Origin of the sequence: Pseudomonas sp. Z003-0.4C(8344-21) (assembly GCF_900104975.1) — a bacterium.
GTDB classification, from domain to species: Bacteria; Pseudomonadota; Gammaproteobacteria; order Pseudomonadales; family Pseudomonadaceae; genus Aquipseudomonas; species Aquipseudomonas granadensis.
In genome coordinates, this window is the sequence record NZ_LT629756.1 from 5,057,928 (window position 1) to 5,084,088 (window position 26,161).

Sequence of the window (26,161 nt, forward strand, 5' to 3'; positions counted from 1 at the left end):
TCGGCAACTCCTGCAATTCAGGCGAATCCACAGAAGTTGTATCAAGAAGGGAGCGTAGTCTACCGGAATGCTCCTTTCAGCTCAAACCTTGATCTTCACCGCTTGGCTGCCATTGCAATTTCCAGCCACCCTGCGCCGGGCCGTCGAGCCCCGGCAGGTTCGCCACCGCGAGCAGTTCATCGCCGCGAAACAGCAGCGGCAATCTGCCACGGACAAAACCCGGCACGGCACGCTCGTTGAGCAAGCGCTTGAGATCACGATGGCCGCGCTCGGCGATCTGCATGACCTCCCCGCCCTGCCGATAAGCAATGCGCAATGGCCCGTCAGGCGCCGATCCGCTGAACATCACGCTGCCGTTATCGGCCAAGCGTAGCGTCAACGACGGCGTCTGCCAGTCGACGCCGATCGCGGGTGCGCGCAACCATTGGCCATTCAGCCACCACAACCGGCCGGCACTGCGGTGCAGTTCACCATCGGCCAGACGCCAGACGGGCGAAGCGTCGGCAGCGGCCTCGCACAGATTGCTCCAACCCGACCAATGGTCGGCATCCGGCAAGCGGGTCAGCGGTTCGAGCCAATGGCTGAGGGCATTGCGCTGACGCGCCACAGACAGCGCGGCCAGCGGCACCATCTCCAGCGATGGCAGTCCCAGCCATGCGAAGTCATGCGCGGTGCCAGCCTGCGCCAGATCCATCTGCGCCAGCTCATCGAGCAAACCCTGCGCCTCACGCAGGTGCGCAGCGCTGCGGGCCATGCTTGCCTGCGCCTGAGGCCAGCGCTCGGTCAGCGCCGGCACGACTTGATGGCGCAGATAATTGCGTGAGAAATGCCGATCCTGATTCGACGGATCTTCGATCCAGGCCAGTTCATGGGCGTTGGCGTAAGCCTCCAGCTCGGCCCGCGGAACATCCAGCAACGGACGAACCAGCATGCCCTGCCCCACCGGGCGTTGCGCAGGAATGCCTGACAAACCGCGCACACCGGCGCCGCGCAGCAACCGGAACAACAATGTTTCCGCCTGATCATCACGATGTTGGCCGGTAAGCAGCACGTCATTGTGCTCGGTCAGCGTATTGAACACCGCATAACGCGCATTCCGCGCCGCGCGCTCCAGGCTTGCGCCCGGCTGCACCTTCACCCGTTCGATGATCAACGGCACGCCCAGCGCATCGCACACCGCCTGACAATGTTGCGGCCATGCATCGGCAGCAGCCTGAAGGCCGTGATGGATATGGATGGCGCTGAGCGCAGGCAGGGATTGGGACTTTGCGAGTTGAGCGAGCAGATGCAGGAGGACGGTGGAATCAAGGCCACCGGAAAAGGCGATGCGCCAATGAGCGGCGTCGCGCCAGGGTTCGAGGCTCGGCAATAGCCGGGACGGCAAATCAGTGGGGGACGGGCCCATATCTTTCTCTTTGCCCCAATCGAATGTAGGAGTGAGCCTGCTCGCGATAGCGGTGCAACAGTCAACACATGGGTCGAATGTTACATCGTTATCGCGAGCAGGCTCACTCCTGCAAGGGGTAGCGCTCGACTTTAGAGACCGTAGCTCATCAGTCGATCGTAACGGCGCTTGAGCAGCGCTTCGTTATCGAACTTCTTCAGCATCGCCAGTTGCGAGCTCAGCTCGGCACGGATCGATGCCGCGGCAGCAGCCGGGTCACGGTGCGCGCCGCCCAGTGGCTCGCCGATCACCTTGTCGACGATGCCCAGGCCTTTCAAACGCTCGGCAGTGATACCCATGGCTTCAGCGGCATCCGGCGCCTTTTCGGCGGTTTTCCACAGGATCGATGCGCAACCTTCCGGCGAGATCACCGCGTAGGTCGAGTACTGCAGCATGTTCAGTTGATCGCAGACGCCGATCGCCAGTGCGCCACCGGAACCACCTTCACCGATGACGGTGGCGATGATCGGGGTTTTCAGGCGCGACATCACGCGCAGGTTCCAGGCAATGGCTTCGCTCTGGTTGCGCTCTTCGGCGTCGATACCCGGGTAGGCACCCGGCGTGTCGATGAAGGTCAGGATCGGCATCTTGAAGCGTTCGGCCATTTCCATCAGACGGCAGGCCTTGCGATAGCCTTCCGGACGCGGCATGCCGAAGTTGCGGCGAACCTTCTCGCGCACTTCACGGCCCTTCTGGTGGCCGATGATCATCACCGGCTGGTCTTCCAGGCGGGCGATACCGCCGACAATCGCGGCGTCGTCGGAGAAGTGACGGTCACCGTGCAGTTCGTCGAACTCGGTGAAGATGTGCTCGATGTAGTCGAGGGTGTAAGGGCGTTTCGGGTGACGCGCCAGGCGTGCGATCTGCCAGCTGGTCAATTTGCCGAAGATGTCTTCGGTGAGCGTTTTGCTCTTGTCCTGCAGGCGGGAGATCTCATCGCCGATATTCAGCGAATTGTCATTACCGACCAAGCGCAACTCTTCGATCTTGGCTTGCAGGTCGGCGATCGGCTGTTCGAAATCTAGAAAATTCGGGTTCATAGGCGTCCGTCTTGGGTCGTGTCCCAAATGAGCTTGGGCCGGCCGGTTGTCTATTCGCGCCCTACCTTAAGGGAGAGGCGCGCTAAGGTCGAGATTAAAAATTCAGGTTGCGGGCGAGCGCAGTGATGGCACTCGCCGGTCAACGGTATTGGAGGAAGACGTTGTCTCGCCCGAACTGGTCACGCAGGGCTTGAATCAACGTATCCGCCGGGTCGATCCGCCAGGTCTCGCCGAACTGCAGCAAGGTCTTCGCATCTGGACTTGTGTATTCCATGGTGATCGGGCACGCCCCGCGATGACGCTTGAGCAGATCCCCCAGCCAGCGTAGCTGATCGCCTTTCAGATCCTGGGTCTGCAATTTCAAGCGCAGGCTCTCGGCGAGGTTGGTGCGCGCATCTTCCATGCTCATCACCCGCTTGACCCGCAGGCGCAGGCCGCCGGAGAAGTCGTCGTTGCTGACTTCGCCTTCGACCACCACCATAGCGTCGGTCTGCAACAGCGATTGCGCGGAATGGAACGCCTCGGCGAACAGCGACGCCTCGATCCGCCCGGAGCGGTCGTCGAGGGTGATGAAGCCCATCTTGTCGCCCTTTTTGTTCTTCATGACCCGCAGGGCAATGATCATCCCGGCCACGGTCTGGGTGTCGCGCGCCGGTTTCAGGTCGATGATGCGCTGACGGGCGAATCGGCGGATCTCGCCTTCATACTCATCGATCGGGTGACCGGTCAGGTACAGGCCCAGGGTGTCTTTTTCACCTTTGAGGCGTTCCTTGAGGGTCAGCTCCTTGGCCTTGCGATGGGACGCGTAAACGTCGGCATCTTCCTCGACGAACAAGCCGCCGAAAAGGTCGGCGTGGCCGGAGTCGTGGGTGCGCGCGGTCTGCTCGGCCGCTTTGATCGCCTCTTCCATCGCCGCCAGCAGCACGGCGCGGTTGCGGTCGATATTGGCTTGATAAGCCTTTTGCTCGTCGTGGAAATACGGGCCCAGACGATCCAGCGCACCGCTGCGGATCAGACCGTCGAGGGTACGTTTGTTGATGCGTTTGAGGTCGACCCGCGCGCAGAAGTCGAACAAGTCTTTGAACGGACCGGCCTGACGCGCCTCGGTAATGGCTTCAACCGGGCCTTCGCCGACACCTTTGATCGCGCCGAGGCCGTAAACGATGCGGCCGTCGTCGTTCACCGTGAACTTGAACTCCGAGGTGTTCACGTCCGGCGCGTCGAGGCGCAGCTTCATCGTGCGCACTTCCTCGATCAAGGTCACGACCTTGTCGGTGTTGTGCATGTCCGCCGAGAGTACCGCAGCCATGAACGGCGCCGGGTAATGCGCTTTCAGCCAAGCCGTCTGATACGACACCAGACCGTAAGCCGCGGAGTGGGATTTGTTGAAGCCGTAACCGGCGAATTTTTCTACCAGGTCGAAAATGTTACCGGCAAGGTCGGCGTCGATGCCGTTGGTGGCGCAGCCCTCAATGAAACCGCCGCGCTGCTTGGCCATTTCTTCGGGCTTTTTCTTACCCATGGCCCGGCGCAGCATGTCCGCACCGCCGAGGGTGTAACCGGCCATGACCTGTGCGATCTGCATCACCTGTTCCTGATACAGGATGATGCCGTAAGTCGGCGCGAGTACCGGCTTGAGGCCTTCGTACTGGTAGTCCGAGTGCGGATACGCCAGCTCGGCGCGGCCGTGCTTGCGGTTGATGAAGTCGTCCACCATGCCGGACTGCAGCGGGCCCGGACGGAACAGTGCCACCAGTGCGATCAAGTCTTCCAGGCAGTCGGGCTTGAGCTTTTTGATCAGCTCTTTCATGCCGCGCGATTCAAGCTGGAACACCGCAGTGGTTTCAGCTTTTTGCAGCAGGCTGTAAGTCGGCTTGTCATCGAGCGGGATAAACGCGATGTCCAGCGGCGGCTCGTTGACCTTGGCGCGGTCGCGGTTGATGGTTTTCAGCGCCCAATCGATGATCGTCAGGGTTCGCAGGCCGAGGAAGTCGAACTTCACCAGACCGGCCGCCTCGACGTCGTCCTTGTCGAACTGGGTCACCAGGCCGTCACCGGCCTCGTCGCAATAGATCGGCGAGAAGTCGGTCAGCTTGGTCGGGGCGATCACCACACCACCGGCGTGCTTGCCGACGTTACGCACCACGCCTTCGAGCTTGCGCGCCATCTCCCAGATTTCCGCGGCCTCTTCATCGACCTTGATGAAGTCACGCAGGATTTCTTCCTGCTCGTAGGCTTTTTCCAGGGTCATGCCGACTTCGAACGGAATCATCTTCGACAGACGATCCGCCAAGCCGTAGGACTTGCCCTGCACCCGCGCCACGTCGCGCACTACAGCCTTGGCGGCCATGGAACCGAACGTGATGATCTGGCTTACCGCGTTGCGGCCGTACTTCTCGGCCACGTAATCGATCACCCGGTCACGACCGTCCATGCAGAAGTCGACGTCGAAGTCGGGCATCGAAACCCGTTCCGGGTTAAGGAAACGTTCGAACAGCAGATCGTATTCCAGCGGATCGAGGTCAGTGATCTTCTGTACGTAGGCCACCAGCGAACCGGCACCCGATCCACGGCCGGGACCGACCGGTACGCCGTTGTTCTTGGCCCACTGGATAAAGTCCATCACGATCAGGAAGTAACCGGGGAAGCCCATCTGGATGATGATATCCAGCTCGAAATTCAAGCGGTCGACGTAGACCTGACGCTTGGCTTCGTAGTCCTCGGTGGTGTCCTTGGGCAGCAGCACCGCGAGGCGCTCTTCGAGACCGTCGAAGGAAACCTTGCGAAAATATTCGTCGATGGTCATGCCATCGGGGATCGGGAAGTTGGGCAGGAAGTGCGTGCCCAGCTTGACTTCGATGTTGCAGCGCTTGGCGATCTCGACGGTGTTTTCGATCGCGTCGGGAATATCGCTGAACAGCTCGAGCATTTCCTCGGCGCTTTTCAGGTATTGCTGATCGCTGTAATTCTTCGAGCGCCGCGGATCGTCGAGGGCGCGGCCCTCACCGATGCAGACGCGGGTTTCGTGGGCGGCGAAGTCTTCCTGCTTGATGAAACGCACATCGTTGGTCGCCACCAGCGGCGCACCGAGCTTGTCGGCCAGGGCCACCGCGCCGTGCAACTGCTCTTCGTCGTTGGGACGGTTGGTGCGCTGGATTTCCAGATAGAAACGGTCCGGGAACACCGCCATCCACTCACGCGTCAGCGTCTCGGCTTCGGCCGGGTTGCCGCCGATCAGCGCCATGCCGATCTCGCCTTCCTTGGCCGCGGACAACATGATCAGGCCTTCGCTGGCTTCGGCGACCCACTGGCGCTCGACAATGATCATGCCGTTGCGCTGGCCTTCGATGAAGCCGCGCGAGATCAGCTCGGTGAGGTTGCGATAGCCCTTGGCATTCATTACCAGCAGGCTGATCCGGCTCAGCGGTCCGTCCGGATCCTTGTTCGACAGCCACAGGTCGGCGCCGCAGATCGGCTTGATGCCGGCGCCCATGGTGTTTTTATAGAACTTGACCAGTGAACACATGTTGTTCTGGTCTGTGACCGCGACCGCCGGCATGTTCAGGGCCGTGAGCGCCTTGACCAGCGGCTTGATCCGCACCAGCCCGTCGACCAGGGAGTATTCAGTGTGCAGGCGTAGATGAACGAATGAAGCCGGCATAGTGATCCTGTCCAGTTACATAGAGACAACGAGGCCCGGATTGTACCGGGCCTCGAATAAAACATCAGCCTTGCGCCTAAACCTGCGTGAGCACTTCCCGCGCCTCGTAAGCCAGGCGCACCGGGGCGAACGAGCGTCGGTGAATCGGGGTCGGCCCGAGCCGCGACAGCGCTTCCAGATGAACGGGCGTCGGGTAGCCTTTATGGCCGCCAATGCCGTAGCCCGGATAGATCAGTTCGAAAGCGGCCATTTCGCGGTCGCGGCTGACCTTGGCCAGAATCGACGCGGCAGCAATCGCCGGGACCTTGCCGTCGCCCTGGATCACCGCTTCGGAACGCATAGGCAAGTGCGGGCAGCGGTTGCCGTCGATCATCGCCAGTTTCGGCTGGATGTGCAGCCCGGCCACCGCGCGCTGCATGGCCAGCATGGTGGCGTGGAGAATGTTCAGCTCATCGATTTCTTCGACTTCGGCGCGGGCGATGCACCAGCTCAAGGCTTTTTCGCAGATCTCGTCGTAGAGCTTTTCACGCTTGGCTTCGGTGAGTTTCTTCGAGTCGTCCAGACCGAGGATCGGCCGGTTCGGATCGAGGATCACCGCCGCCGTCACCACCGCACCGCACAACGGGCCGCGACCGACTTCGTCAACCCCGGCCACCAGTTGCTCGACTTCGGCGACGAGGGTGAAATCCAGGCCCATCTGCATGCTTGTCTTGCTCATCGTGTTTGACCGATCAGGTTGAGGACGGCATCCGCCGCCTGATTGGAGGCATCCAGGCGCAACGTGCGATGGATCTCGTCGAAACCGCGGGTCTGCTCTTCGCCACCGTCGATCAACGGGGAAAGCGTCAACGCCAGCGCCTCGACTGTCGCATCATCCTGCAACAGCTCGGGCACCAGCAAGCGCTGAGCCAGCAGGTTCGGCAACGACACGTACGGGCTCTTGACCATGCGTTTGAGAATCCAGAACGTCAGCGGCGCCAAACGGTACGCCACCACCATCGGTCGCTTGTACAACAACGCTTCGAGGGTGGCGGTGCCGGAGGCGATCAACACCGCGTTGCACGCTGCCAGCGCCAGATGCGATTGACCGTCCAGCAAGGTCACCGGCAAATCACGGCCAGCGAGCAATTCTTCAAGCTGCGCACGACGCTCGGGATTGGCGCACGGAATAACGAAACGCAAACCCGGGCGCATGGCGCGCAAACGCTCGGCGGTGTCGAGAAACAGCGCGCCGAGACGCGACACTTCGCCGCCGCGACTGCCCGGCATCAACGCCACCAGCGGGCCGTCGGGTAAACCCAGTTCGGCCCGCGCCGCGGCACGATCGGCTTCAAGCGGAATGGTGTCGGCCAGGGTGTGGCCGACGAACCGCACCGGTACGCCCTTCTCTTCGTAGAATTTGGCTTCGAACGGCAGCAGCGTCAACATCAGGTCGCAGCCTTCGCGGATCTTCAGCACGCGCTTCTGGCGCCACGCCCACACCGACGGGCTGACGTAATGCACGGTCTTGATCCCGGCCTGACGCAGCTTGAGTTCGATATTGAGGTTGAAGTCTGGCGCGTCGATGCCGATGAACACGTCCGGCTTTTCGGCGATCAGCGTGGCGATCAGTTCCTTGCGGCGCTTTAACAGTTCGCGCAGCCGGCCGAGAACTTCCACCAGCCCCATGACCGACAAGCGCTCCATGGGGAAGTAGGACGTCAGGCCTTCAGCTTGCATCAACGGCCCGCCGACACCGATGAACTCGACTGTCGGGTGCTGTGCCTTGATCGCACGCATGAGACCTGCACCGAGAATGTCGCCGGAAGCTTCACCGGCTACCAGCGCAATACGCAGACTGGCCATGGTCAGCGGGTGATGCCGCGAGTCGACGACAGGATGGAATCACGGAACACCGCGACTTCCGGGTACTGCGCAGCCGGCTCGGCGAGTTCGGCCAGTGCCTGCTCGACGGTCAGTCCCTGGCGATAAACGGTTTTGTAGGCGCGACGCAAGGTGTGAATCGCGTCCTCACTGAAACCACGACGACGCATGCCTTCGAAGTTCATGCTGCGCGCTTCGGCCGGGTTGCCGAACACGGTGACGAACGCCGGAACATCCTTGCCGATCGCGGTGCCCATGCCGGAAAAACTGTGGGCGCCGATATGGCAATACTGGTGCACCAGGGTGAACCCGGAAAGAATCGCCCAGTCATCCACGTGCACATGGCCGGCCAGCGCCGTGTTGTTGACCAGAATGCAGTGGTTGCCGATGACGCTGTCGTGACCGATGTGCGCGTAGGCCATGATCAGGTTGTGATCGCCCAGCGTGGTTTCCGAACGGTCCTGCACGGTGCCACGGTGAATGGTCACGCCTTCTCGGATGACGTTGTGGTCACCGATCACCAGGCGGGTTTCTTCGCCCTTGTACTTCAGATCGGGGGTGTCTTCGCCTACCGAGGAAAACTGGTAGATGCGATTGTGCTTGCCAATGCGGGTCGGCCCCTTGAGGACCACATGCGGCCCGATCACGGTACCCTCGCCGATTTCCACACCTGCGCCGATGATCGACCACGGGCCGACCTCGACGCCGTCAGCCAGGATGGCGGACGGATCGATGATTGCGCGAGGGTCAATCAAACTCATACTTTTTGTTCCGCGCAGATGATCTCGGCCGAGCACACCGGTTTGCCATCGACCGACGCCTGGCATTCGAATTTCCAGATCTTGCGCTTGCAACTGATGAAGGTCGCCTCAAGGATCAACTGGTCGCCCGGCTTGACTGGCTGGCGGAAACGCAGCTTGTCGGAACCGACGAAGTAATACAGGGTGCCGTCGGCCGGTTTGACGTTGAGCATCTTGAAACCGAGGATCCCGGCAGCCTGAGCCATCGCTTCGATGATCAGCACGCCCGGCATGATCGGATGCGCAGGGAAGTGACCATTGAAGAACGGTTCATTGATGCTGACATTCTTGTAGGCGCGAATTCGCTTGCCTTCAGTGTCCAGTTCCACCACCCGGTCCACCAGCAGGAACGGGTAACGGTGAGGCAGGTATTCGCGAATCTCGATGATGTCCATCATTTCAGGGGGAAGCCTATGTAAAGATTGGGAGCGCGACTGACGTGCACTCCTCTAGCAAATCAACGAGGCAGTCCAGAGGCTGCACACACTTGATATGGAAATGGTATCAGCCATCAGATGAAGCATTGCCGTCAGGGGTCACTTCCCCTACGCGCTTTTCCAGCTGTTTGAGCCGTCGCGCGATGTCATCGAGCTGACGGATACGGGCCGCGCTTTTGCGCCATTCGGCCGCCGGTTGCATGGCTGTGCCGGAAGAATAGGCACCCGGCTCGGTAATCGAGTGGGTCACCATCGTCATTCCGGTCAGGAAAACGTTGTCGCAAATATCAATGTGGCCAACCAGACCGACACCGCCGGCGAGCATGCAGTGCTTGCCGATTTTGGTGCTGCCGGAGATCCCCACGCACGCGGCCATGGCGGTGTGATCACCGACCTGAACGTTGTGCGCGATCTGAATCTGGTTGTCGAGCTTCACACCATTGCCGATCACGGTATCAGCCAGGGCGCCGCGGTCGATGGCGGTGTTCACGCCAATCTCGACATCGTCGCCGATGGTCACGCCACCGATCTGTGCGATCTTCTGCCAGATGCCCTTCTCATTGGCGAAGCCGAAGCCCTCGCCACCGAGCACCGCGCCGGACTGAATAACCACACGCTTGCCAATGTGCACGTCGTGATACAGCGTCACGCGCGGAGCGAGCCAGCCGCCCTCGCCGATTTCGCTGCGCGCACCGATAACGCAATGCGCGCCAAGGGTCACTTGTGCGCCGATCCGCGCGCCAGCCTCGATCACCACAAACGGCCCGATGCTGGCGGTTGGATCAACCACCGCGTCCGCAGCGATCACCGCTGAAGGGTGGATACCCGCGGGCGCTTTCGGCTTGGGATCGAACAAATGCGAGAGGCGCGCATAGGCCAGATAAGGATCCGGTACCACCAGCGCATTACCGGCATAACCTTCGGCGTCGGCTTCCTTGAGCAGCAATGCTGCCGCCTGCGAGCCCGCCAGGTATTTGCGGTATTGAGGGTTTGCCAGAAAGCTCAACTGAGCTGGGCCAGCCTCTTGCAAAGTGGCTAGCCCAGTAATTTGCTTCTCGGGGTCGCCACGCAGGGTGGCGCCGAGGAACTCGGCCAACTGGCCGAGCTTGATGGTCACAGTCATGGGTTACTTCAGCTGATTCATGCGCTCGATAACCTGGCGCGTGATGTCGTACTGCGGTTTGACATCGATCACTGCGCCACGCTCGAACACCAGGTCAAAACCACCTTTCTTGATGACTTCTTCCACAGCGCTGTCCAGTTTCGGCTTCAGTTGCTTGAGCATTTCGCGGTCGGCAACAGCTTTGGCTTCGTTCAGCTCTTTGGACTGGAACTGGAAGTCACGGGCCTTTTGCTTGAATTCCAGCTCCAGACGCTCACGCTCACCTTGCTGCATCTTGTCGCCACCGGCCATCAGACGATCCTGAATGCCCTTGGCGCTGCTTTCCAGAGTCTTCAGCTTGGTCAGTTGCGGACCGAATTTCTTCTCGGCATCCACGGCGTATTTCTTCGCCGCGTCGGATTCCAGCAGAGCCATTTGATAGTTCAGAACGGCAATTTTCATGTCGGCAAATGCCGGGCCTGCCACCAGTACGGAGGCCAGGAGAACCAATTGAGTCAACTTACGCACGATGCACTCCTACAAAATCCATTGTCGTTATCTTGGGTCAGACGCTTAGAACGTCTGGCCGAGGGAGAATTGGAACACTTGAGTTTCAGCGTCATCCGGTTTCTTGATCGGCATGGCCAACGCGAAGCTCAGAGGACCCAGTGCGGTGACCCAGGTCACACCCACACCCACGGAACTGGCCATGTTGCTCAGACTGATGTCGTTGCACTTGGTGTTGGACGACGAACCGTTAGCGTTCGTAGTGTCCTTGCACTGCGAGTCAAATACGTTACCGACATCCCAGAATACCGAGGTACGCAGGGAGCGCTGATCTTTCACGAACGGCAGCGGGAACAGGACTTCCACGCCACCCTGGATCAGGACGTTACCACCGAACGGCAGTGGATCCTGGTCCGGGTCCGCGATAGTGCCCGGGTTGGTACCACGGCTCGGCGTACTGCGCGGACCGAGGGTGCTGTCCTTGAAGCCGCGCACCGAGTTGAAACCACCCGCATAGTAGTTCTCATAGAACGGCAAGCCATCGGTCGAACCATAACCGTCGCCATAACCCAGTTCGGTATGCAGGCGCAGGGTGTAGTTTTCAGTGATCGGCTGGAACAACTGACCACGGTAGTCGAGCTTGAAGAACGACAGGTCGCTGCCCGGAATGGTGCTTTCCAGGGTCAGGCTCTGGGAACGACCACGGGTCGGCAGTACGCCCTTGTTCAGGGTCGACTCGGACCAGCCGGCCGAAGCCTTGAAGTTCAGGTAGCTGTCGCCTTCCTTCTCGACGAAGTCGAAAATCTCGTCAACGGTGTAACGACCGGTGTTGATCGTGTCCTGCTGGGCGGACAGACCGAACGTCAGACGCGAAGTCTCGCTGATCGGATAGCCAATGTTCACACCGGCACCCAGGCTGTCTACGGCGTAGCTCGAGATATCGGCATCGAGTTCATCGTAGTCGGTGGTGCGATAGAACGCGTTGTAGCCCAGGCTCACGCCATCGGCGGTCCAGTAGGGGTCAACGTAGCCGAAGTTGTAGCGGCTCTGGTATTCGCTGCGGGTCAGACCGATGCTGACGCGGTTACCGGTACCGAGGAAGTTGTTCTGGGTGATCGAACCACCGAGGATCAGACCGGCACTCTGGGCGAAACCAACGCTGGCGGTAATCGAACCGGACGCCTGTTCTTCTACGGCGTAGTTCACGTCGACCTGGTCATCTACGCCCGGAACAGCCGGGGTCTCGACGTTGACTTCCTTGAAGAAGCCCAGACGCTCAAGACGGGTCTTGGACTGGTCGATCAGGTAGGTCGAAGCCCAGCCACCTTCCATCTGACGCATTTCGCGACGCAGCACTTCGTCCTCGGACTTGGTGTTGCCACGGAAGTTGATGCGATTGACGTAGGCACGCTTGCCCGGATCGACCGCGAACAGGATATCGACGGTGTGGTCGTCATCATGCGGCTGAGGCACGCCGTTGACGTTGGCGAAGGTGTAACCCTCGTTACCCAGACGGCGGGTGATCAGTTCGGAAGTGGTGGTCATCAGCTTGCGCGAGAACACCTGGCCCTTCTGCACCAGCAGCAGGGACTTGATCTGGTCTTCAGGGACTTTCAGATCACCGCTGAGCTTGACGTCGCGAACGGTGTACTTCTCGCCTTCGGTGACGTTGACGGTGATATAGACGTGCTTCTTGTCCGGGGTGATCGACACCTGGGTCGAAGCGATGTCCATGTTGATATAGCCACGGTCCAGGTAGTAGGAACGCAGACGCTCCAGGTCACCGGACAGTTTTTCACGGGCATATTTGTCATCGTTCTTGAAGAACGACAGCCAGTTGGTGGTTTTCAGTTCGAACAGGTCGGTCAGGTCTTCCTCGGGGAACACCGTGTTGCCGACCACGTTGATGTGCTGAATCGCGGCAACGGTACCTTCGTTGATCTTCACTTTCAGACCAACACGGTTGCGCGGTTGCGAGACCACTTCGGTATCGACGGTAGCCGAGTAACGACCCTGCGCTACGTACTGACGCTGCAGTTCGTTACGCACACCTTCGAGGGTGGCGCGCTGGAAGATCTCGCCTTCGGCCAGACCCGACTGCTTGAGGCCTTTCATCAGGTCTTCGGTCGAGATCGCCTTGTTGCCTTCGATCTCGATACTGGCAACCGACGGACGTTCGACGACCGTAATCACCAGAACGTTGCCTTCGCGGCCCAGCTGGATATCTTGAAAGAAACCGGTTTTGAACAGCGCACGAGTGGATTCCACCAGGCGACGATCATCCGCCTGCTCGCCGACGTTCAACGGCAAGGCACCAAAGACACTACCCGCGGAGACCCGCTGGAGGCCATTGACGCGAATATCAGAGATAGTGAAGGACTCGGCGTGAACTTCGGCGATCATCAATACGGTGAGAACCGCAGTTAGCAGCAGACGTTTCATGAAGTCCTTTCTTATTCCAACTGGCAATAAACAAACTGCCGCAAAATGCGGCAGATTCGCAATTCAGCGAAGCGTTACAGTCGACCCAGATCGTTGACCAGAGCAAGCAACATCACCCCGACCACCAAACTGATACCGATCTGTATCCCCCAACCTTGCACCCGATCCGACAAGGGACGACCACGCGCCCACTCGATCAGATAAAACAACAAATGCCCCCCATCCAGTACAGGAATAGGCAGCAAATTCAGAACCCCCAGGCTAATACTCAGATAAGCAAGGAAATTCAGGAAATCAGCGACGCCCGACTGGGCAGAAGCGCCCGCCACTTTAGCAATGGTTATCGGTCCACTCAAGTTTTTTACCGAGAGCTCGCCGAACAGCATTTTCTTCAGTGAATCGAGGGTCAGAATGCTCATGGTCCAAGTGCGACGGGCGCCCTCGCCAATTGCCGCCAACGGGCCGTAACTGACCTCGCGAATCATCTCCGGTGGCCAGTCGATTGCCTTGACACCCGCGCCCAGATAACCGCTCGGCGCCTTGCTTTCACCGCGCGCCGCCAAGGTCACCGGGACGTCGATTTGAGCACTGTCGCGCTCGATGCGCAGCATGATTTTGGTATCAGGACGCGTACGAACGGTATCGACCACTTGCTGCCAGTCGTTCAACGGCTGGCCATCGAGCGCCAGCAAGCGATCGCCGGTTTTCAGGCCAGCAGCCTGCGCCGGGCCTTTCGGATCGAGTTCGGCGAGTACCGGCGGCAACGCCGGGCGCCACGGGCGAATACCCAGAGAACGGATCGGATCCGGCTCATCGGCGCCCTTGAGCCAGTTGTCCAGTTTCAGTTCACGCGGCGAATCCGCGCTAGAACCCTGTTCGCGCACCAGCAATTGCAGAGAACCGCTCTCGCCGAGACGCCGTACCAGTTGCAGATTGACCGCCGCCCATCCGGAGGTCGGCTCGCCATCGATGGCGACGATTTCCTCGCCTGCATTCAAACCCGCCCTGGCGGCAATGCTGCCGGACTCGACCGCACCGATGACCGGACGCACCTGCTCGCTGCCGAGCATGGCCAGCACCCAGAAGAACACCAGCGCCAAAAGGAAGTTGGCCACGGGGCCGGCGGCAACAATAGCGATACGCTGACGAACGGTTTTACGGTTGAACGACTGATCGAGCTGATCGACCGGAACTTCGCCTTCACGCTCGTCGAGCATTTTGACGTAGCCGCCCAGCGGAATCGCGGCGATCACGAATTCGGTGCCCTGCTTGTCATGCCAGCGCAGCAACGGCATGCCAAAGCCTACGGAAAAGCGCAGAACCTTGACGCCACAGCGCCGCGCGACCCAGAAGTGGCCGAATTCGTGAAAAGTGACCAGCACACCCAGAGCAATCAGGGTGCCGGCAATCATATAGAGCGCGCTCATCTACTTTCTCCGCAATCCTGTTCAGTGCCGCGTGTAGCCAATGTATTGCAAATTCTATCGATCGTGACGCTTGAGCCATTGCCGCGCCAGATCACGGGCCTTGGCATCGGCAGTAAATACCGCCTCGAGATCAGCCAGGGCCACCACCGGTTCGAGGCTCAGAACCTCTTCGATGATACTCGCGATTTCCAGGTACCGGACCCGCCCGTCGAGAAACGCCTGTACCGCCACTTCGTTGGCCGCATTGAGCATTGCCGGAGCGCTGTCGCCCGCCTCGGCAGCTTGCCGCGCCAGACGCAGACAAGGGAAGCGCCCTTCATCCGGTGCTTCGAAGTCCAGCCGTGCAATGGCGAACAGATCCAGCGGCGCTACCCCGGAATCAATGCGCTCAGGCCATGCCAGTGCACTGGCGATCGGCGTACGCATGTCGGGATTGCCCAACTGCGCCAGCACCGAGCCATCGACGTAATCAACCAGCGAGTGAATCACGCTTTGCGGATGGATCACCACCTCCACCTGCGCAGGCTTGGCGTCGAACAACCAGCAGGCTTCGATCAACTCGAGACCTTTGTTCATCATGCTCGCCGAATCGACTGAGATCTTGCGCCCCATCGACCAGTTCGGATGCGCACAGGCCTGATCGGGTGATACATGCGCCAGTTCGCTCATCGGCGTCCGCCGGAACGGACCGCCAGAGGCTGTGAGCAAGATCCGGCGGACACCGACCGCGCCCAACCCACGGGCAAAATCCTGTGGCATGCACTGGAAAATCGCGTTGTGCTCGCTGTCGATCGGCAGCAACACCGAACCGCTCTTGCGCACGGCCTGCATGAACAAGGCGCCGGACATCACCAGCGCTTCCTTGTTGGCCAGCAGGATTTTCTTGCCCGCCTCAACGGCCGCCAGAGTCGGACGCAATCCCGCCGCACCGACGATTGCCGCCATCACCGCATCGACTTCCGGCGCGGACGCGATCTGACACAAGCCCTCCTCGCCTACCAGCACTTGAGTCGACAAACCGGCCGCACGCAAATCGTCCTGCAAACTGCGCGCGGCGGCCGCTTGTGGCACCACGGCAAATTGCGGCGCATGACGCACGCACAAGGCAAGCAGCTCGCTCAGACGACTGAAGCCGCTCAGCGCGAAAACCTGATAGCGCTCGGGATGACGAGCAATGACGTCCAGCGTGCTCAGGCCGATCGAGCCTGTCGCACCCAAAACGGTAATCTGCTGAGGGCGACTCACGGCGCAGCCATCCACAGCAGCACGGCAAATACCGGAATCGCTGCCGTGAGGCTGTCGATGCGATCGAGCACACCACCATGACCGGGCAACAGGTTACTGCTGTCCTTGATGCCGGACTGGCGCTTGAACATGCTTTCGGTCAGGTCGCCGACCACCGAAATGAAAACGATCACGGCCGCGCCAATCAAGCCCTTGAGCAGTTCGGCCACGGTCCAGTCACGCACCAGCCCGACAATCGCGGTAATCACCAGGCTCAGCGCCAGACCACCGTATACGCCTTCCCAGCTTTTGCCCGGACTGACGTGCGGCGCCAGCTTGCGCTTGCCGAATTTGCGACCCGAGAAATAAGCGCCGATATCGGCCCCCCAGACCAGCACCATCACCGCCATGATCAGCCAGTTACCCAGCGGGTACTGCTTGATCTGCACCAGGCCCTGCCAGGCCGGCAGCAGAATCAACAGACCGATCACCAGCTTGGTGGCGGCACTGGACCAATGCGCACTGGAACGCGGATAGGTCAATACCAGGTACGTTGCCACGACCCACCAGAGCACCGAAGCGCCCAGCACCCAAGGCGCGAGGCCGGGCAGCACATGCATGATGAATAGCAACAGCGCAACGACCGCAGCAAAACCGACGCGGTACGATTGCGCAGCGAAGCCGGCCAGGCGCGCCCATTCCCAGGCACCGAGGCACACGACCAGCCCGATGAACAGGGCAAAACCAGTGCCTTTAAGCAGGAAGAACCCGCACAAGGCAATCGGCAACAGGATCAGTGCAGTGATGATTCGTTGTTTAAGCATTAAACCCGGGCTCCAGCTTCGACCTGCTCACTCGTTTTACCGAAGCGACGCTGGCGCGAAGCGAAATCAGCCAGCGCACCGCGCATGGCATCGTGTTTGAAGTCCGGCCAGAACAGGTCGGAGAAATACAACTCGGCGTAGGCCAGCTGCCACAGCAGGAAATTGCTGATGCGGTGCTCGCCGCCCGTGCGGATGCACAGGTCCGGCAACGGCAGATCGCCGGTTGCCAGACAGGTCTGCAGCAGATCCGGAGTGATGTCCTCGGGGCGCAAATGCCCGGCCTGGACTTCACGGGCCAGGCGCTGCGCTGCCTGTGCGATATCCCACTGACCGCCGTAGTTGGCGGCGATCTGCAGGATGAAGCGGTTGGCGCCCGCCGTCATCGCTTCAGCTTCACGCATGGCTGCCTGAAGCTCCGGATGAAAACGCGAGCGGTCGCCAATGATGCGCAGGCTGATGTTGTTGTCGTTGAGGCGCTTGGCCTCGCGACGCAATGCTTTGAAGAACAGGTCCATCAAGGCACTGACTTCGTCGGCTGGACGCTGCCAGTTCTCACTGGAAAACGCGAACAGGGTGAGCACCTCGACTTTGGCTTCGGCGCACACCTCGATCACCGCACGCACAGCATCCACGCCCGCTTTATGCCCGGCGACACCCGGCATAAAGCGCTTTTTCGCCCAGCGATTGTTGCCATCCATGATGATCGCGACATGGCGCGGCACCGCGGACGGCGCAGACTGCTTGGTCTTGTCCATTTAAAGCTCGACCCTTATACGGCCATCAGGTCTTTTTCTTTCTCGTCCGTGGCCTTGGTGATCTGGGCCTCGGACTCTTTGGTCAGCTTGTCGATATCAGCGATGGCACGACGCTCTTCGTCTTCGCTGATTTCCTTGTCCTTGACCAGCTTCTTCAGATCACCCAACGCGTCACGACGGATGTTACGCACGGCAACACGCGCGTCTTCCGCTGCGCTACGGGCCTGCTTGGTGAAGCCTTTGCGCGTTTCCTCGGTGAGGGCCGGCATCGGGATCAACAGCAATTCGCCAAGGTTGGTCGGGTTGAGGTTCAGACCGGCGCTCTGGATCGCCTTGTCGACGGCCGCGAGCATGTTGCGCTCGAAGGCCACGACCTGCAGGGTGCGCGAGTCCTTGACGGTGACGTTGGCGACGCTGCTCAGCGGGGTGTCAGTACCGTAGTAAGGCACCATGACGCTGCCCAGGATGCTCGGGTGAGCCTTGCCGGTACGAATCTGGCCGAACGCGTGAGCCAGAGACTCCAGCGATTTTTGCATGCGCTCTTTAGCGTTTTTTTGGATTTCGTTGATCATTGTTGACCTTCCTCGATCAGGGTACCTTCAGCGCCGCCATGAACGATGTTCAGCAGGGCGCCCGGTTTGTTCATGTTGAAGACGCGCAACGGCATCTTGTGATCGCGGCACAGGCAGATAGCGGTCAGGTCCATGACACCCAGCTTGCGATCCAGTACTTCATCATAAGTCAGATGATCGAACTTCTCGGCATGCGGGTCTTTGAATGGATCTGCGGTGTAAACGCCATCAACCTTGGTCGCCTTGAGCACGACATCAGCGTCGATTTCGATTGCGCGCAGGCAGGCTGCCGAATCCGTGGTGAAGAACGGGTTGCCGGTACCGGCAGCGAAGATCACCACGTCCTTGGAGTTCAGGTGGCGCATGGCTTTGCGGCGATCGTAGTGATCGGTCACGCCGACCATGGAAATGGCCGACATCACGATGGCCGAGATATTGGCACGTTCCAGCGCATCACGCATGGCCAGAGCGTTCATCACAGTGGCCAGCATGCCCATGTGGTCGCCCGTGACCCGATCCATGCCGGCTTTGCTCAAGGCTTCGCCGCGGAACAGGTTGCCACCGCCGATCACCAGACCGACCTGAACGCCGATGCCGACCAACTGGCCGACTTCCAGCGCCATCCGATCCAGCACTTTTGGATCGATCCCGAACTCTTCCGAGCCCATCAGGGCCTCGCCGCTAAGCTTGAGTAGAATGCGTTTATAGCGAGCCTGATAACCACTGCCCTGCTGAGCCATTGCGAATCTCTCCTGCGGCGTATTTAAAATTCTGTGCGAGCTGTTTACAGCTGCCGTTCACTCTAGCTTGGCGCTGCGTCAGCGCCATCGGAACATGGCTTTGTAAGTCAGTTCCAAGCGGAAACCAATAAAAAACTGGTACCCGATCTGAAAAGAGGCTGCGCGCGTGAGCGGGCAGCCTCTTTCGGCGACAGTTGGAAAACCGTCTTATTGCTTGGCGGCAGCCAGCTGGGCAGCAACTTCTTCAGCGAAGTTGTCGACCGGCTTCTCGATGCCTTCGCCTACTTTGAAGTAAGTGAAGGAAACGATTTCAGCACCGGCTTTCTTGGCCAGTTCGCCAACCTTGACTTCAGGGTTCTTGACGAACGCCTGCTCGACCAGGCTCGCTTCTGCCAGGAACTTGCTGATACGGCCCTTGACCATGTTCTCAACAATGTTTTCTGGCTTGCCTTTGATCTTCTCTTCGTTCAGCTGCAGGAACACAGCTTTCTCACGCTCGATCGCTTCGTCGGAGACTTGCGAAGGCAGCAGGAATTCCGGGTTGCTTGCAGCTACGTGCATTGCGATGTCTTTGGCCAGCTCGACGTCACCGCCTTTCAGGACAACAGCAACACCGATCTTGTTACCGTGCAGGTAAGTGCCGACAACGTCACCCTCTACGCGAACCAGACGACGGATGTTGACGTTCTCGCCGACTTTGGCGACCAGAGCCTCACGAGCCGATTCCTGAGCGGCGATCAGCGGAGCTGCGTCGGTCAGTTTTTCGTCGAAAGCTTTTTCTACGCTGGCAGCAACGAAGTTTTTGAAGTCGTCTTGCAGGGCCAGGAAGTCGGTCTGCGAGTTGACTTCCAGCAGCACGGCTGCCTTGTCATTCGATTTGATGGCGATTGCGCCTTCAGCGGCAACGTTGCCGGCTTTTTTCGCAGCCTTGATCGCGCCCGAAGCACGCATGTCATCAATGGCTTTTTCGATGTCGCCGTCAGCCTTTTCCAGGGCTTTCTTGCAGTCCATCATGCCTTCGCCGGTACGCTCGCGCAGTTCTTTGACCAACGCTGCAGTAATTGCTGCCATTTTCAAATTCCTCTTGGATAGGTTTTCAACCATTCCACCCGATCGAACGGGCGTTCAATTCTTCCCGAGCCACCCTTGTTAGCTGCCGCACATTACAAACAGTGCCGTGGGCGCCGACAAATGGTTTTCGAGGTGGCAAAAAGGGGGCCAAGCCCCCTTTTTGCTTACTGAGTCAACGCCAGGGCGTCAATTACTCAGCTGCAGCCTGAGTTTCTTCAGCTGCGAATTCTACAGTACCGCCAGCAACGTTGTTGCGACCGCGGATCACTGCGTCAGCCATCGAACCCATGTACAGCTGGATAGCGCGGATTGCGTCATCGTTGCCTGGGATGATGTAGTCAACGCCTTCCGGGCTGCTGTTGGTATCGACAACGCCGATGACCGGGATGCCCAGCTTGTTGGCTTCGGTGATCGCGATGCGCTCGTGGTCAACGTCGATCACGAACAGTGCGTCTGGCAGACCGCCCATGTCCTTGATGCCGCCCAGCGAACGATCCAGCTTTTCCAGGTCACGGGAGCGCATCAGCGCTTCTTTCTTGGTCAGCTTGGCGAAAGTACCGTCTTCGGCTTGAACTTCAAGGTCACGCAGACGCTTGATGGAAGCACGGATGGTCTTGAAGTTGGTCAGCATGCCGCCCAACCAGCGGTGATCAACGTACGGCGAACCGCAACGTGCTGCTTCTTCAGCAACGATCTTGCCAGCGGAACGCTTGGTGCCGACGAACAGAATCTTGTTTTTGCCCTGGGCCAGACGCTCTACGAAAGTCAGAGCTTCGTTGAACATTGGCAGGGTTTTTTCAAGGTTGATGATGTGAATCTTGTTACGCGCGCCGAAAATGTACTTGCCCATTTTCGGATTCCAGTAACGGGTTTGGTGACCGAAGTGCACACCGGCCTTCAGCATATCGCGCATGTTGACTTGGGACATGATAGTTCCTTGATAAGTCGGGTTTGGCCTCCACGTATCCCAATGACCAACCAATGGCGTCAAGCCAAGGGCACCCAGGTCATCGTGTCGACACGTGTGTGGATTTAAGCCTTTCGGGGCATCCCCGGAAAGCGGCGCATTTTATACCACAGGGTGCGCAGAAACGGAACCCGAAATCTGTATTCGCACCAGGGACATGGGCGCCGCCCCCTTGGAATCGGCCCAAGGCGCACCATTGTATAGAGAGAAGCGATGCACGCCGGCGCTGAATTGCGCCATACGTCTGTTAGAATCGCGTTTTTCGGGTCGCCCATTCCACACCGGCCACCCTGTTTGTATCCGCAAGCGCCGCCGAGCGCAGAGAGAGCCTGTATGACCGTCAACCTCAAAACCCCCGAGGACATCGCTGGCATGCGCGTCGCCGGCAAACTGGCCGCCGATGTGCTGGAAATGATTGCCGAACATGTCAAACCGGGCGTGACCACCGATCAGTTGAACCAGATCTGCCACGACTACATCGTCAACGTGCAGCAAGCGATCCCCGCCCCGCTCAATTACAAGGGCTACCCGAAGTCGATCTGCACCTCGATCAATCATGTGGTGTGCCACGGCATCCCGAACGACAAGCCGCTGAAAAACGGCGACACCCTGAACATCGACGTCACCGTGATCAAGGACGGCTACCACGGCGACACCAGCCGCATGTTCCACGTCGGTGAAGTGCCGGTATGGGCCGAGCGCCTGTCGCAGATCACCCAGGAATGCATGTACAAGGCGATCGAGATCGTCAAGCCCGGCTGCCGCCTCGGCGACATCGGCGAAGTGATCCAGAAGCACGCCGAAAAGAACGGCTTCTCGGTGGTTCGCGAATTCTGCGGTCACGGTATCGGCAAAGTCTTTCACGAAGAACCACAGATCCTCCACTACGGTCGCGCTGGCACCGGCATGGAACTGAAGGCTGGCATGACCTTCACCATCGAGCCAATGATCAACCAGGGCAAGGCCGATACCAAAGTATTGGGCGACGGCTGGACCGCGATCACCAAAGACCGCAAGCTCTCGGCACAGTGGGAACACACGCTGTTGGTGACCGACACCGGCTATGAAATTTTCACGTTGCGCAGCGATGACACCATCCCGCGCATCTCGGCCTGATCAAGTAAACACGCCCAGCCTCATATAAAGGAAAGCCAATCGATGCCGCAGGTGGATCCCGAACTCTTCGACCGCGGCCAGTTCCAGGCTGAACTGGCCCTCAAAGCGAGTCCTGTCGCGGCGTTCAAGAAGGCGATCCGCCAGGCCCGCGAAGTCCTCGACACGCGTTTTCGTAACGGTCGCGACATTCGCCGCCTGATCGAAGACCGTGCCTGGTTCGTCGATAACATCCTGCAAAAGGCCTGGGAGCAATTTGACTGGAGCGAAGACGCCGACATCGCGCTGGTCGCGGTCGGCGGCTACGGTCGCGGTGAACTGCATCCGTACTCCGACATCGATTTGCTGATCCTGCTGGACAGCGCCGACCACGAAGTTTTCCGTGATTCCATCGAGCGCTTTCTCACCTTGCTATGGGACATCGGTCTGGAAGTCGGGCAGAGCGTGCGCTCGGTCGATGAATGCGCCGAAGAGGCCCGCGCCGACCTGACCGTGGTCACCAATCTGATGGAGAGCCGCACGATCTGCGGCCCCGAGCGTCTGCGCCAGCGCATGCTCGACGTCACCAGCACCGCCCACATGTGGCCGGCCAAGGAGTTTTTCCTGGCCAAGCGCGCCGAACAAAAGGCCCGCCACCACAAGTACAACGACACCGAATACAACCTCGAACCCAACGTCAAAGGCTCGCCCGGCGGCCTGCGCGATATCCAGACGATTCTCTGGGTAGCCCGGCGTCAGTACGGCACCCTGAACCTGCGCGCCCTCGCCGGCGAGGGTTTTCTGGTCGAAAGCGAAAACGCCCTGCTCGCCTCCTCCCAGGAATTCCTGTGGAAAGTGCGCTACGCCCTGCACATGCTCGCCGGCCGCTCCGAAGACCGTTTGCTGTTCGATCATCAGCGGACCATCGCCGGTCTGCTCGGATTTGAAGGCGACGACGCCAAGCAGGCGGTCGAGAACTTCATGCAGCAGTATTTCCGCACGGTCATGAGCATCGCCCAGCTCAGCGATTTGATCATCCAGCACTTCGAAGAAGTCATCCTCGCCCCGGAAGACGAAGCGCCGCCGCAGCCGATCAACTCGCGCTTCCAGCTGCACGACGGCTATATCGAGGCGCGCAACGACAACGTGTTCCGCCGCACGCCGTTTGCCATGCTCGAGATATTCGTGCTGATGGCCCAGCAGCCGGAGATCAAGGGCGTGCGCGCCGACACCATTCGTCTGCTGCGCGAAAACCGCCACCTGATCGACGACAACTTCCGCAACGATATTCGCAACACCAGCCTGTTCATCGAACTGTTCAAGTGCAAGATCGGCATCCACCGCAACCTGCGCCGGATGAACCGTTACGGCATCCTTGGCCGTTACCTGCCGGAGTTCGGCTTTATCGTAGGGCAGATGCAGCACGACCTGTTTCACATCTATACGGTCGATGCGCACACGCTGAATCTGATCAAGCACCTGCGTAAATTGCAGTACACCCAGGTGTCGGAGAAATTCCCGCTGGCCGCCAAGTTGATGGCCAAGCTGCCCAAGCCCGAACTGATCTACATGGCGGGCCTGTACCACGACATCGGCAAGGGCCGGCATGGCGACCACTCGGAAATCGGCGCGGTCGATGCCGAAGCATTCTGCCAGCGTCACCAATTGCCAATGTGGGACAGCCGCCTGATCGTCTGGCTGGTGCAAAACCACCTGGTGATGTCGACCACCGCCCAGCGCAAGGATCTGTCCGACCCACAGGTGATCCACGACTTTGCCTTGGCGGTCGGCGATGAAACCCGTCTCGACTATCTCTACGTGCTGACGGTGGCGGATATCAACGCGACCAACCCGACCCTATGGAATTCATGGCGCGCCAGCCTGCTGCGCCAGCTCTACACCGAGACCAAACGCGCCCTGCGCCGTGGCCTGGAAAATCCGGTGGATCGCGAAGAACAGATCCGCCAGACGCAAAGCGCCGCGCTGGATATTCTCGTGCGAGGTGGCACCGACCCGGACGATGTCGAGCAATTGTGGGCGCAATTGGGTGATGATTATTTCCTGCGTCATACTGCTGGCGACGTCGCCTGGCACAGCGATGCGATCCTGCAGCAGCCGGTCGACGGCGGGCCGCTGGTGCTGATCAAGGAAACCACCCAGCGTGAGTTCGAAGGTGGTACGCAGATCTTCATTTATGCGCCCGACCAGCATGACTTCTTCGCGGTGACCGTGGCGGCGATGGACCAGTTGAACCTGAACATTCACGACGCCCGCGTCATTACGTCCAGCAGCCAGTTCACCCTCGACACCTACATTGTGCTCGACAACGAAGGTGAGTCGATCGGCGACAACCCTACGCGGGTCAAGCAGATTCGCGAAGGCTTGACCGAAGCCCTGCGTGACCCGGACGACTACCCGACGATCATCCAGCGTCGCGTGCCGCGCCAGCTCAAGCATTTCGCCTTTGCGCCGCAGGTGACGATTCACAACGATGCGCAGCGCCCGGTGACGGTGCTGGAACTGACCGCACCCGATCGTCCGGGACTGCTGGCGCGGATCGGCGGGATTTTCCTCGAATTCGACCTGTCGCTGCAGAACGCCAAGATTGCGACCCTGGGCGAGCGCGTGGAAGACGTGTTCTTCATCACCGACGCGCACAATCAACCGCTGTCCGATCCCTTGCTGTGCAGCCGCCTGCAGGATGCGATCGTCGAGCAGTTGAGCGTCAACCAGGAACCGGATATCAAGCTGTCCCGAATCAGTATCTGAACCCATCCATTACCCCGGTGGGAAGGAACACTCCGACTTCAGCCTGTTAACCAAAACCCTTGCAGGAGTGAGCCTGCTCGCGATGGCGATGCACCAGCTTGCATAAATATTGAATGTGCGGCCCTCATCGCGAGCAGGCTCACTCCTACAGGTTCGGTGAACGGCTCAGGTCTGGAGTCTTGCCCCACATTGACCGAGGCCCCCATGAACAACGCCCTGAACCAGCTCCAGCCGTACCCGTTCGAAAAGCTGCGCGCCCTGCTCGGCACCGTGACGCCGAACCCGGACAAGCGCCCGATCGCCCTGTCGATCGGCGAGCCGAAACACCGTTCGCCAAGCTTTGTCGCCGAAGCACTGGCGAACAATCTCGACCAGATGGCGGTGTACCCGACCACTCTCGGCATTCCGGCTCTGCGTGAAGCCATTGCCGGCTGGTGCGAGCGGCGTTTCGGCGTGCCGAACGGCTGGATCGACCCGGCGCGCAACGTGCTGCCGGTCAACGGCACCCGCGAAGCGCTGTTCGCCTTCACCCAGACCGTGGTCAACCGTGGCGACGATGCTTTAGTGGTCAGCCCTAATCCGTTCTATCAGATCTACGAAGGCGCGGCGTTTCTTGCCGGGGCCAAGCCGCACTACCTGCCGTGCCTCGACGAGAACGGCTTCAACCCGGACTTCGATGCCGTTTCCCCGGACATCTGGAAGCGCTGCCAGATTTTGTTTCTGTGCTCGCCGGGCAACCCGACCGGCGCGTTGATCCCGGTCGAAACCCTGAAAAAGCTGATCGCCCTGGCCGACCAGTACGATTTCGTGATTGCTGCCGACGAGTGCTACAGCGAACTGTATTTCGACGAACAAACCCCGCCGCCAGGCTTGCTCACTGCTTGCGTTGAACTGGGCCGCCAACACTTCAAGCGTTGCGTGGTGTTCCACAGCCTGTCCAAGCGCTCCAACCTGCCGGGCCTACGCTCCGGTTTCGTCGCCGGTGACGCCGATATCCTCAAAGGCTTCCTGCTGTATCGCACCTACCACGGCTGCGCGATGCCGGTGCAAACCCAGCTGGCCAGCGTGGCCGCGTGGAACGACGAAGTTCACGTACGCGCCAACCGCGCGCTGTACCGTGAAAAGTTCGATGCCGTGCTGGCAATCCTCAGCCCGGTGATGGACGTGCAGCGCCCGGATGGCAGCTTCTACCTGTGGCCAAACGTGCAAGGCGACGACGCAGCATTCTGCCGCGACCTGTTTGAGCAGGAACACGTAACCGTTGTACCGGGTTCGTACCTGTCCCGCGATGTCGACGGCGTCAATCCGGGCGCCGGTCGGGTACGCATGGCGCTGGTTGCGCCGTTGGCCGAATGTGTCGAAGCGGCGGAGCGTATTCGCGCGTTCGTCACCCGCCACAAATAAACCGTTGCCCGCAGCAGAAG

General features: G+C 59.8%; 21 protein-coding genes. 3 read left to right on the forward strand and 18 right to left on the reverse strand.

Annotated features, from left to right (window positions below):
- Positions 1-76: 76 nt before the first annotated feature.
- From tilS to rpsB, 18 genes are all read right to left on the reverse strand, one after another.
- Positions 77-1,405, reverse strand: coding sequence for a tRNA lysidine(34) synthetase TilS (gene tilS, locus BLU24_RS22935; protein WP_093104242.1), 1,329 nt, complete (start codon positions 1,403-1,405; stop codon positions 77-79).
- A 131-nt stretch (positions 1,406-1,536) separates the two neighbouring features.
- On the reverse strand, positions 1,537-2,484 hold the full coding sequence (locus BLU24_RS22940) for an acetyl-CoA carboxylase carboxyltransferase subunit alpha (protein WP_038357918.1): 948 nt from the start codon (positions 2,482-2,484) through the stop codon (positions 1,537-1,539).
- 139 nt (positions 2,485-2,623) lie between these two features.
- Positions 2,624-6,145 (reverse strand): DNA polymerase III subunit alpha, encoded by a 3,522-nt coding sequence (gene dnaE / locus BLU24_RS22945; RefSeq protein WP_093104245.1) that lies wholly within the window; start codon positions 6,143-6,145, stop codon positions 2,624-2,626.
- Positions 6,146-6,221: 76 nt separating this feature from the next.
- A complete protein-coding gene (gene rnhB, locus BLU24_RS22950; protein ID WP_090282010.1) occupies positions 6,222-6,848 on the reverse strand; it encodes a ribonuclease HII in 627 nt (208 codons plus the stop codon).
- Between the two features lie 11 nt (positions 6,849-6,859).
- Positions 6,860-7,990 carry a lipid-A-disaccharide synthase gene (gene lpxB / locus BLU24_RS22955; RefSeq protein WP_093104247.1) on the reverse strand — a complete coding sequence of 377 codons (1,131 nt, stop codon included), beginning with the start codon at positions 7,988-7,990 and terminating at the stop codon, positions 6,860-6,862.
- Between the two features lie 2 nt (positions 7,991-7,992).
- Entirely contained in the window at positions 7,993-8,769 is a 777-nt protein-coding gene (gene lpxA / locus BLU24_RS22960) for an acyl-ACP--UDP-N-acetylglucosamine O-acyltransferase (RefSeq protein WP_093104250.1), read from the reverse strand.
- The gene (fabZ, locus tag BLU24_RS22965) at positions 8,766-9,206 is read right to left on the reverse strand and encodes a 3-hydroxyacyl-ACP dehydratase FabZ (RefSeq protein WP_090282007.1); all 441 of its coding nucleotides are present in this window, start codon (positions 9,204-9,206) and stop codon (positions 8,766-8,768) included. Before fabZ ends, lpxA begins: the two co-directional genes overlap by 4 nt.
- Positions 9,207-9,312: 106 nt before the next feature.
- Positions 9,313-10,368, reverse strand: a complete 1,056-nt coding sequence (lpxD, locus tag BLU24_RS22970; protein WP_093104253.1) for a UDP-3-O-(3-hydroxymyristoyl)glucosamine N-acyltransferase — start codon at positions 10,366-10,368, stop codon at positions 9,313-9,315.
- 3 nt (positions 10,369-10,371) lie between these two features.
- Positions 10,372-10,875: an OmpH family outer membrane protein gene (locus tag BLU24_RS22975; protein ID WP_003222140.1), complete on the reverse strand. Its 504-nt coding sequence runs from the start codon at positions 10,873-10,875 to the stop codon at positions 10,372-10,374.
- Between the two features lie 45 nt (positions 10,876-10,920).
- The gene (gene bamA / locus BLU24_RS22980; protein ID WP_090282005.1) at positions 10,921-13,296 is read right to left on the reverse strand and encodes an outer membrane protein assembly factor BamA; all 2,376 of its coding nucleotides are present in this window, start codon (positions 13,294-13,296) and stop codon (positions 10,921-10,923) included.
- Between the two features lie 74 nt (positions 13,297-13,370).
- The gene (gene rseP, locus BLU24_RS22985; protein ID WP_093104256.1) at positions 13,371-14,723 is read right to left on the reverse strand and encodes a sigma E protease regulator RseP; all 1,353 of its coding nucleotides are present in this window, start codon (positions 14,721-14,723) and stop codon (positions 13,371-13,373) included.
- A gap of 54 nt (positions 14,724-14,777) precedes the next feature.
- Positions 14,778-15,968, reverse strand: coding sequence for a 1-deoxy-D-xylulose-5-phosphate reductoisomerase (ispC, locus tag BLU24_RS22990; protein ID WP_090282003.1), 1,191 nt, complete (start codon positions 15,966-15,968; stop codon positions 14,778-14,780).
- Entirely contained in the window at positions 15,965-16,771 is an 807-nt protein-coding gene (locus BLU24_RS22995; RefSeq protein ID WP_093104258.1) for a phosphatidate cytidylyltransferase, read from the reverse strand. The genes ispC and BLU24_RS22995 overlap by 4 nt, the downstream gene beginning before the upstream one ends.
- Positions 16,771-17,526 (reverse strand): polyprenyl diphosphate synthase, encoded by a 756-nt coding sequence (uppS, locus tag BLU24_RS23000; protein ID WP_090282001.1) that lies wholly within the window; start codon positions 17,524-17,526, stop codon positions 16,771-16,773. The genes BLU24_RS22995 and uppS overlap by 1 nt, the downstream gene beginning before the upstream one ends.
- Before the next feature lie 14 nt (positions 17,527-17,540).
- Positions 17,541-18,098, reverse strand: coding sequence for a ribosome recycling factor (gene frr, locus BLU24_RS23005; protein ID WP_090282000.1), 558 nt, complete (start codon positions 18,096-18,098; stop codon positions 17,541-17,543).
- Complete coding sequence (gene pyrH / locus BLU24_RS23010) at positions 18,095-18,838, reverse strand: UMP kinase (RefSeq protein WP_003222124.1); 744 nt, start codon at positions 18,836-18,838, stop codon at positions 18,095-18,097. Before pyrH ends, frr begins: the two co-directional genes overlap by 4 nt.
- Positions 18,839-19,045: 207 nt before the next feature.
- Positions 19,046-19,909: a translation elongation factor Ts gene (gene tsf, locus BLU24_RS23015; RefSeq protein ID WP_016771476.1), complete on the reverse strand. Its 864-nt coding sequence runs from the start codon at positions 19,907-19,909 to the stop codon at positions 19,046-19,048.
- A gap of 190 nt (positions 19,910-20,099) precedes the next feature.
- Positions 20,100-20,837, reverse strand: coding sequence for a 30S ribosomal protein S2 (rpsB, locus tag BLU24_RS23020; RefSeq protein ID WP_003222119.1), 738 nt, complete (start codon positions 20,835-20,837; stop codon positions 20,100-20,102).
- 372 nt (positions 20,838-21,209) lie between these two features.
- On the opposite strand from rpsB, the gene map reads away from it, so the two are divergent.
- The 3 genes from map to dapC all read left to right on the forward strand — a co-directional run bounded on the left by map (position 21,210) and on the right by dapC (position 26,141).
- Positions 21,210-21,992, forward strand: a complete 783-nt coding sequence (gene map / locus BLU24_RS23025; protein WP_093104260.1) for a type I methionyl aminopeptidase — start codon at positions 21,210-21,212, stop codon at positions 21,990-21,992.
- Positions 21,993-22,034: 42 nt separating this feature from the next.
- Positions 22,035-24,737 (forward strand): [protein-PII] uridylyltransferase, encoded by a 2,703-nt coding sequence (locus BLU24_RS23030; RefSeq protein ID WP_093104263.1) that lies wholly within the window; start codon positions 22,035-22,037, stop codon positions 24,735-24,737.
- Positions 24,738-24,941: 204 nt separating this feature from the next.
- Entirely contained in the window at positions 24,942-26,141 is a 1,200-nt protein-coding gene (gene dapC / locus BLU24_RS23035) for a succinyldiaminopimelate transaminase (RefSeq protein WP_093104265.1), read from the forward strand.
- The last annotated feature ends 20 nt before the right edge of the window (positions 26,142-26,161 follow it).

What these genes read in the sequence shown, in the direction of transcription:
- rseP (WP_093104256.1), bottom strand. Translation starts at nt 14,723, where the DNA reads ATGAGCGCGCTCTATATGATTGCCGGCACCCTGATTGCTCTGGGTGTG.
- BLU24_RS23030 (WP_093104263.1), top strand. Translation starts at nt 22,035, where the DNA reads ATGCCGCAGGTGGATCCCGAACTCTTCGACCGCGGCCAGTTCCAGGCT.
- BLU24_RS22995 (WP_093104258.1), bottom strand. Translation starts at nt 16,771, where the DNA reads ATGCTTAAACAACGAATCATCACTGCACTGATCCTGTTGCCGATTGCC.
- uppS (WP_090282001.1), bottom strand. Translation starts at nt 17,526, where the DNA reads ATGGACAAGACCAAGCAGTCTGCGCCGTCCGCGGTGCCGCGCCATGTC.
- frr (WP_090282000.1), bottom strand. Translation starts at nt 18,098, where the DNA reads ATGATCAACGAAATCCAAAAAAACGCTAAAGAGCGCATGCAAAAATCG.
- tsf (WP_016771476.1), bottom strand. Translation starts at nt 19,909, where the DNA reads ATGGCAGCAATTACTGCAGCGTTGGTCAAAGAACTGCGCGAGCGTACC.
- lpxA (WP_093104250.1), bottom strand. Translation starts at nt 8,769, where the DNA reads ATGAGTTTGATTGACCCTCGCGCAATCATCGATCCGTCCGCCATCCTG.
- rpsB (WP_003222119.1), bottom strand. Translation starts at nt 20,837, where the DNA reads ATGTCCCAAGTCAACATGCGCGATATGCTGAAGGCCGGTGTGCACTTC.
- dapC (WP_093104265.1), top strand. Translation starts at nt 24,942, where the DNA reads ATGAACAACGCCCTGAACCAGCTCCAGCCGTACCCGTTCGAAAAGCTG.
- rnhB (WP_090282010.1), bottom strand. Translation starts at nt 6,848, where the DNA reads ATGCAGATGGGCCTGGATTTCACCCTCGTCGCCGAAGTCGAGCAACTG.
- tilS (WP_093104242.1), bottom strand. Translation starts at nt 1,405, where the DNA reads ATGGGCCCGTCCCCCACTGATTTGCCGTCCCGGCTATTGCCGAGCCTC.
- dnaE (WP_093104245.1), bottom strand. Translation starts at nt 6,145, where the DNA reads ATGCCGGCTTCATTCGTTCATCTACGCCTGCACACTGAATACTCCCTG.
- bamA (WP_090282005.1), bottom strand. Translation starts at nt 13,296, where the DNA reads ATGAAACGTCTGCTGCTAACTGCGGTTCTCACCGTATTGATGATCGCC.
- lpxD (WP_093104253.1), bottom strand. Translation starts at nt 10,368, where the DNA reads ATGACTGTGACCATCAAGCTCGGCCAGTTGGCCGAGTTCCTCGGCGCC.
- fabZ (WP_090282007.1), bottom strand. Translation starts at nt 9,206, where the DNA reads ATGATGGACATCATCGAGATTCGCGAATACCTGCCTCACCGTTACCCG.
- pyrH (WP_003222124.1), bottom strand. Translation starts at nt 18,838, where the DNA reads ATGGCTCAGCAGGGCAGTGGTTATCAGGCTCGCTATAAACGCATTCTA.
- lpxB (WP_093104247.1), bottom strand. Translation starts at nt 7,990, where the DNA reads ATGGCCAGTCTGCGTATTGCGCTGGTAGCCGGTGAAGCTTCCGGCGAC.
- BLU24_RS22940 (WP_038357918.1), bottom strand. Translation starts at nt 2,484, where the DNA reads ATGAACCCGAATTTTCTAGATTTCGAACAGCCGATCGCCGACCTGCAA.
- map (WP_093104260.1), top strand. Translation starts at nt 21,210, where the DNA reads ATGACCGTCAACCTCAAAACCCCCGAGGACATCGCTGGCATGCGCGTC.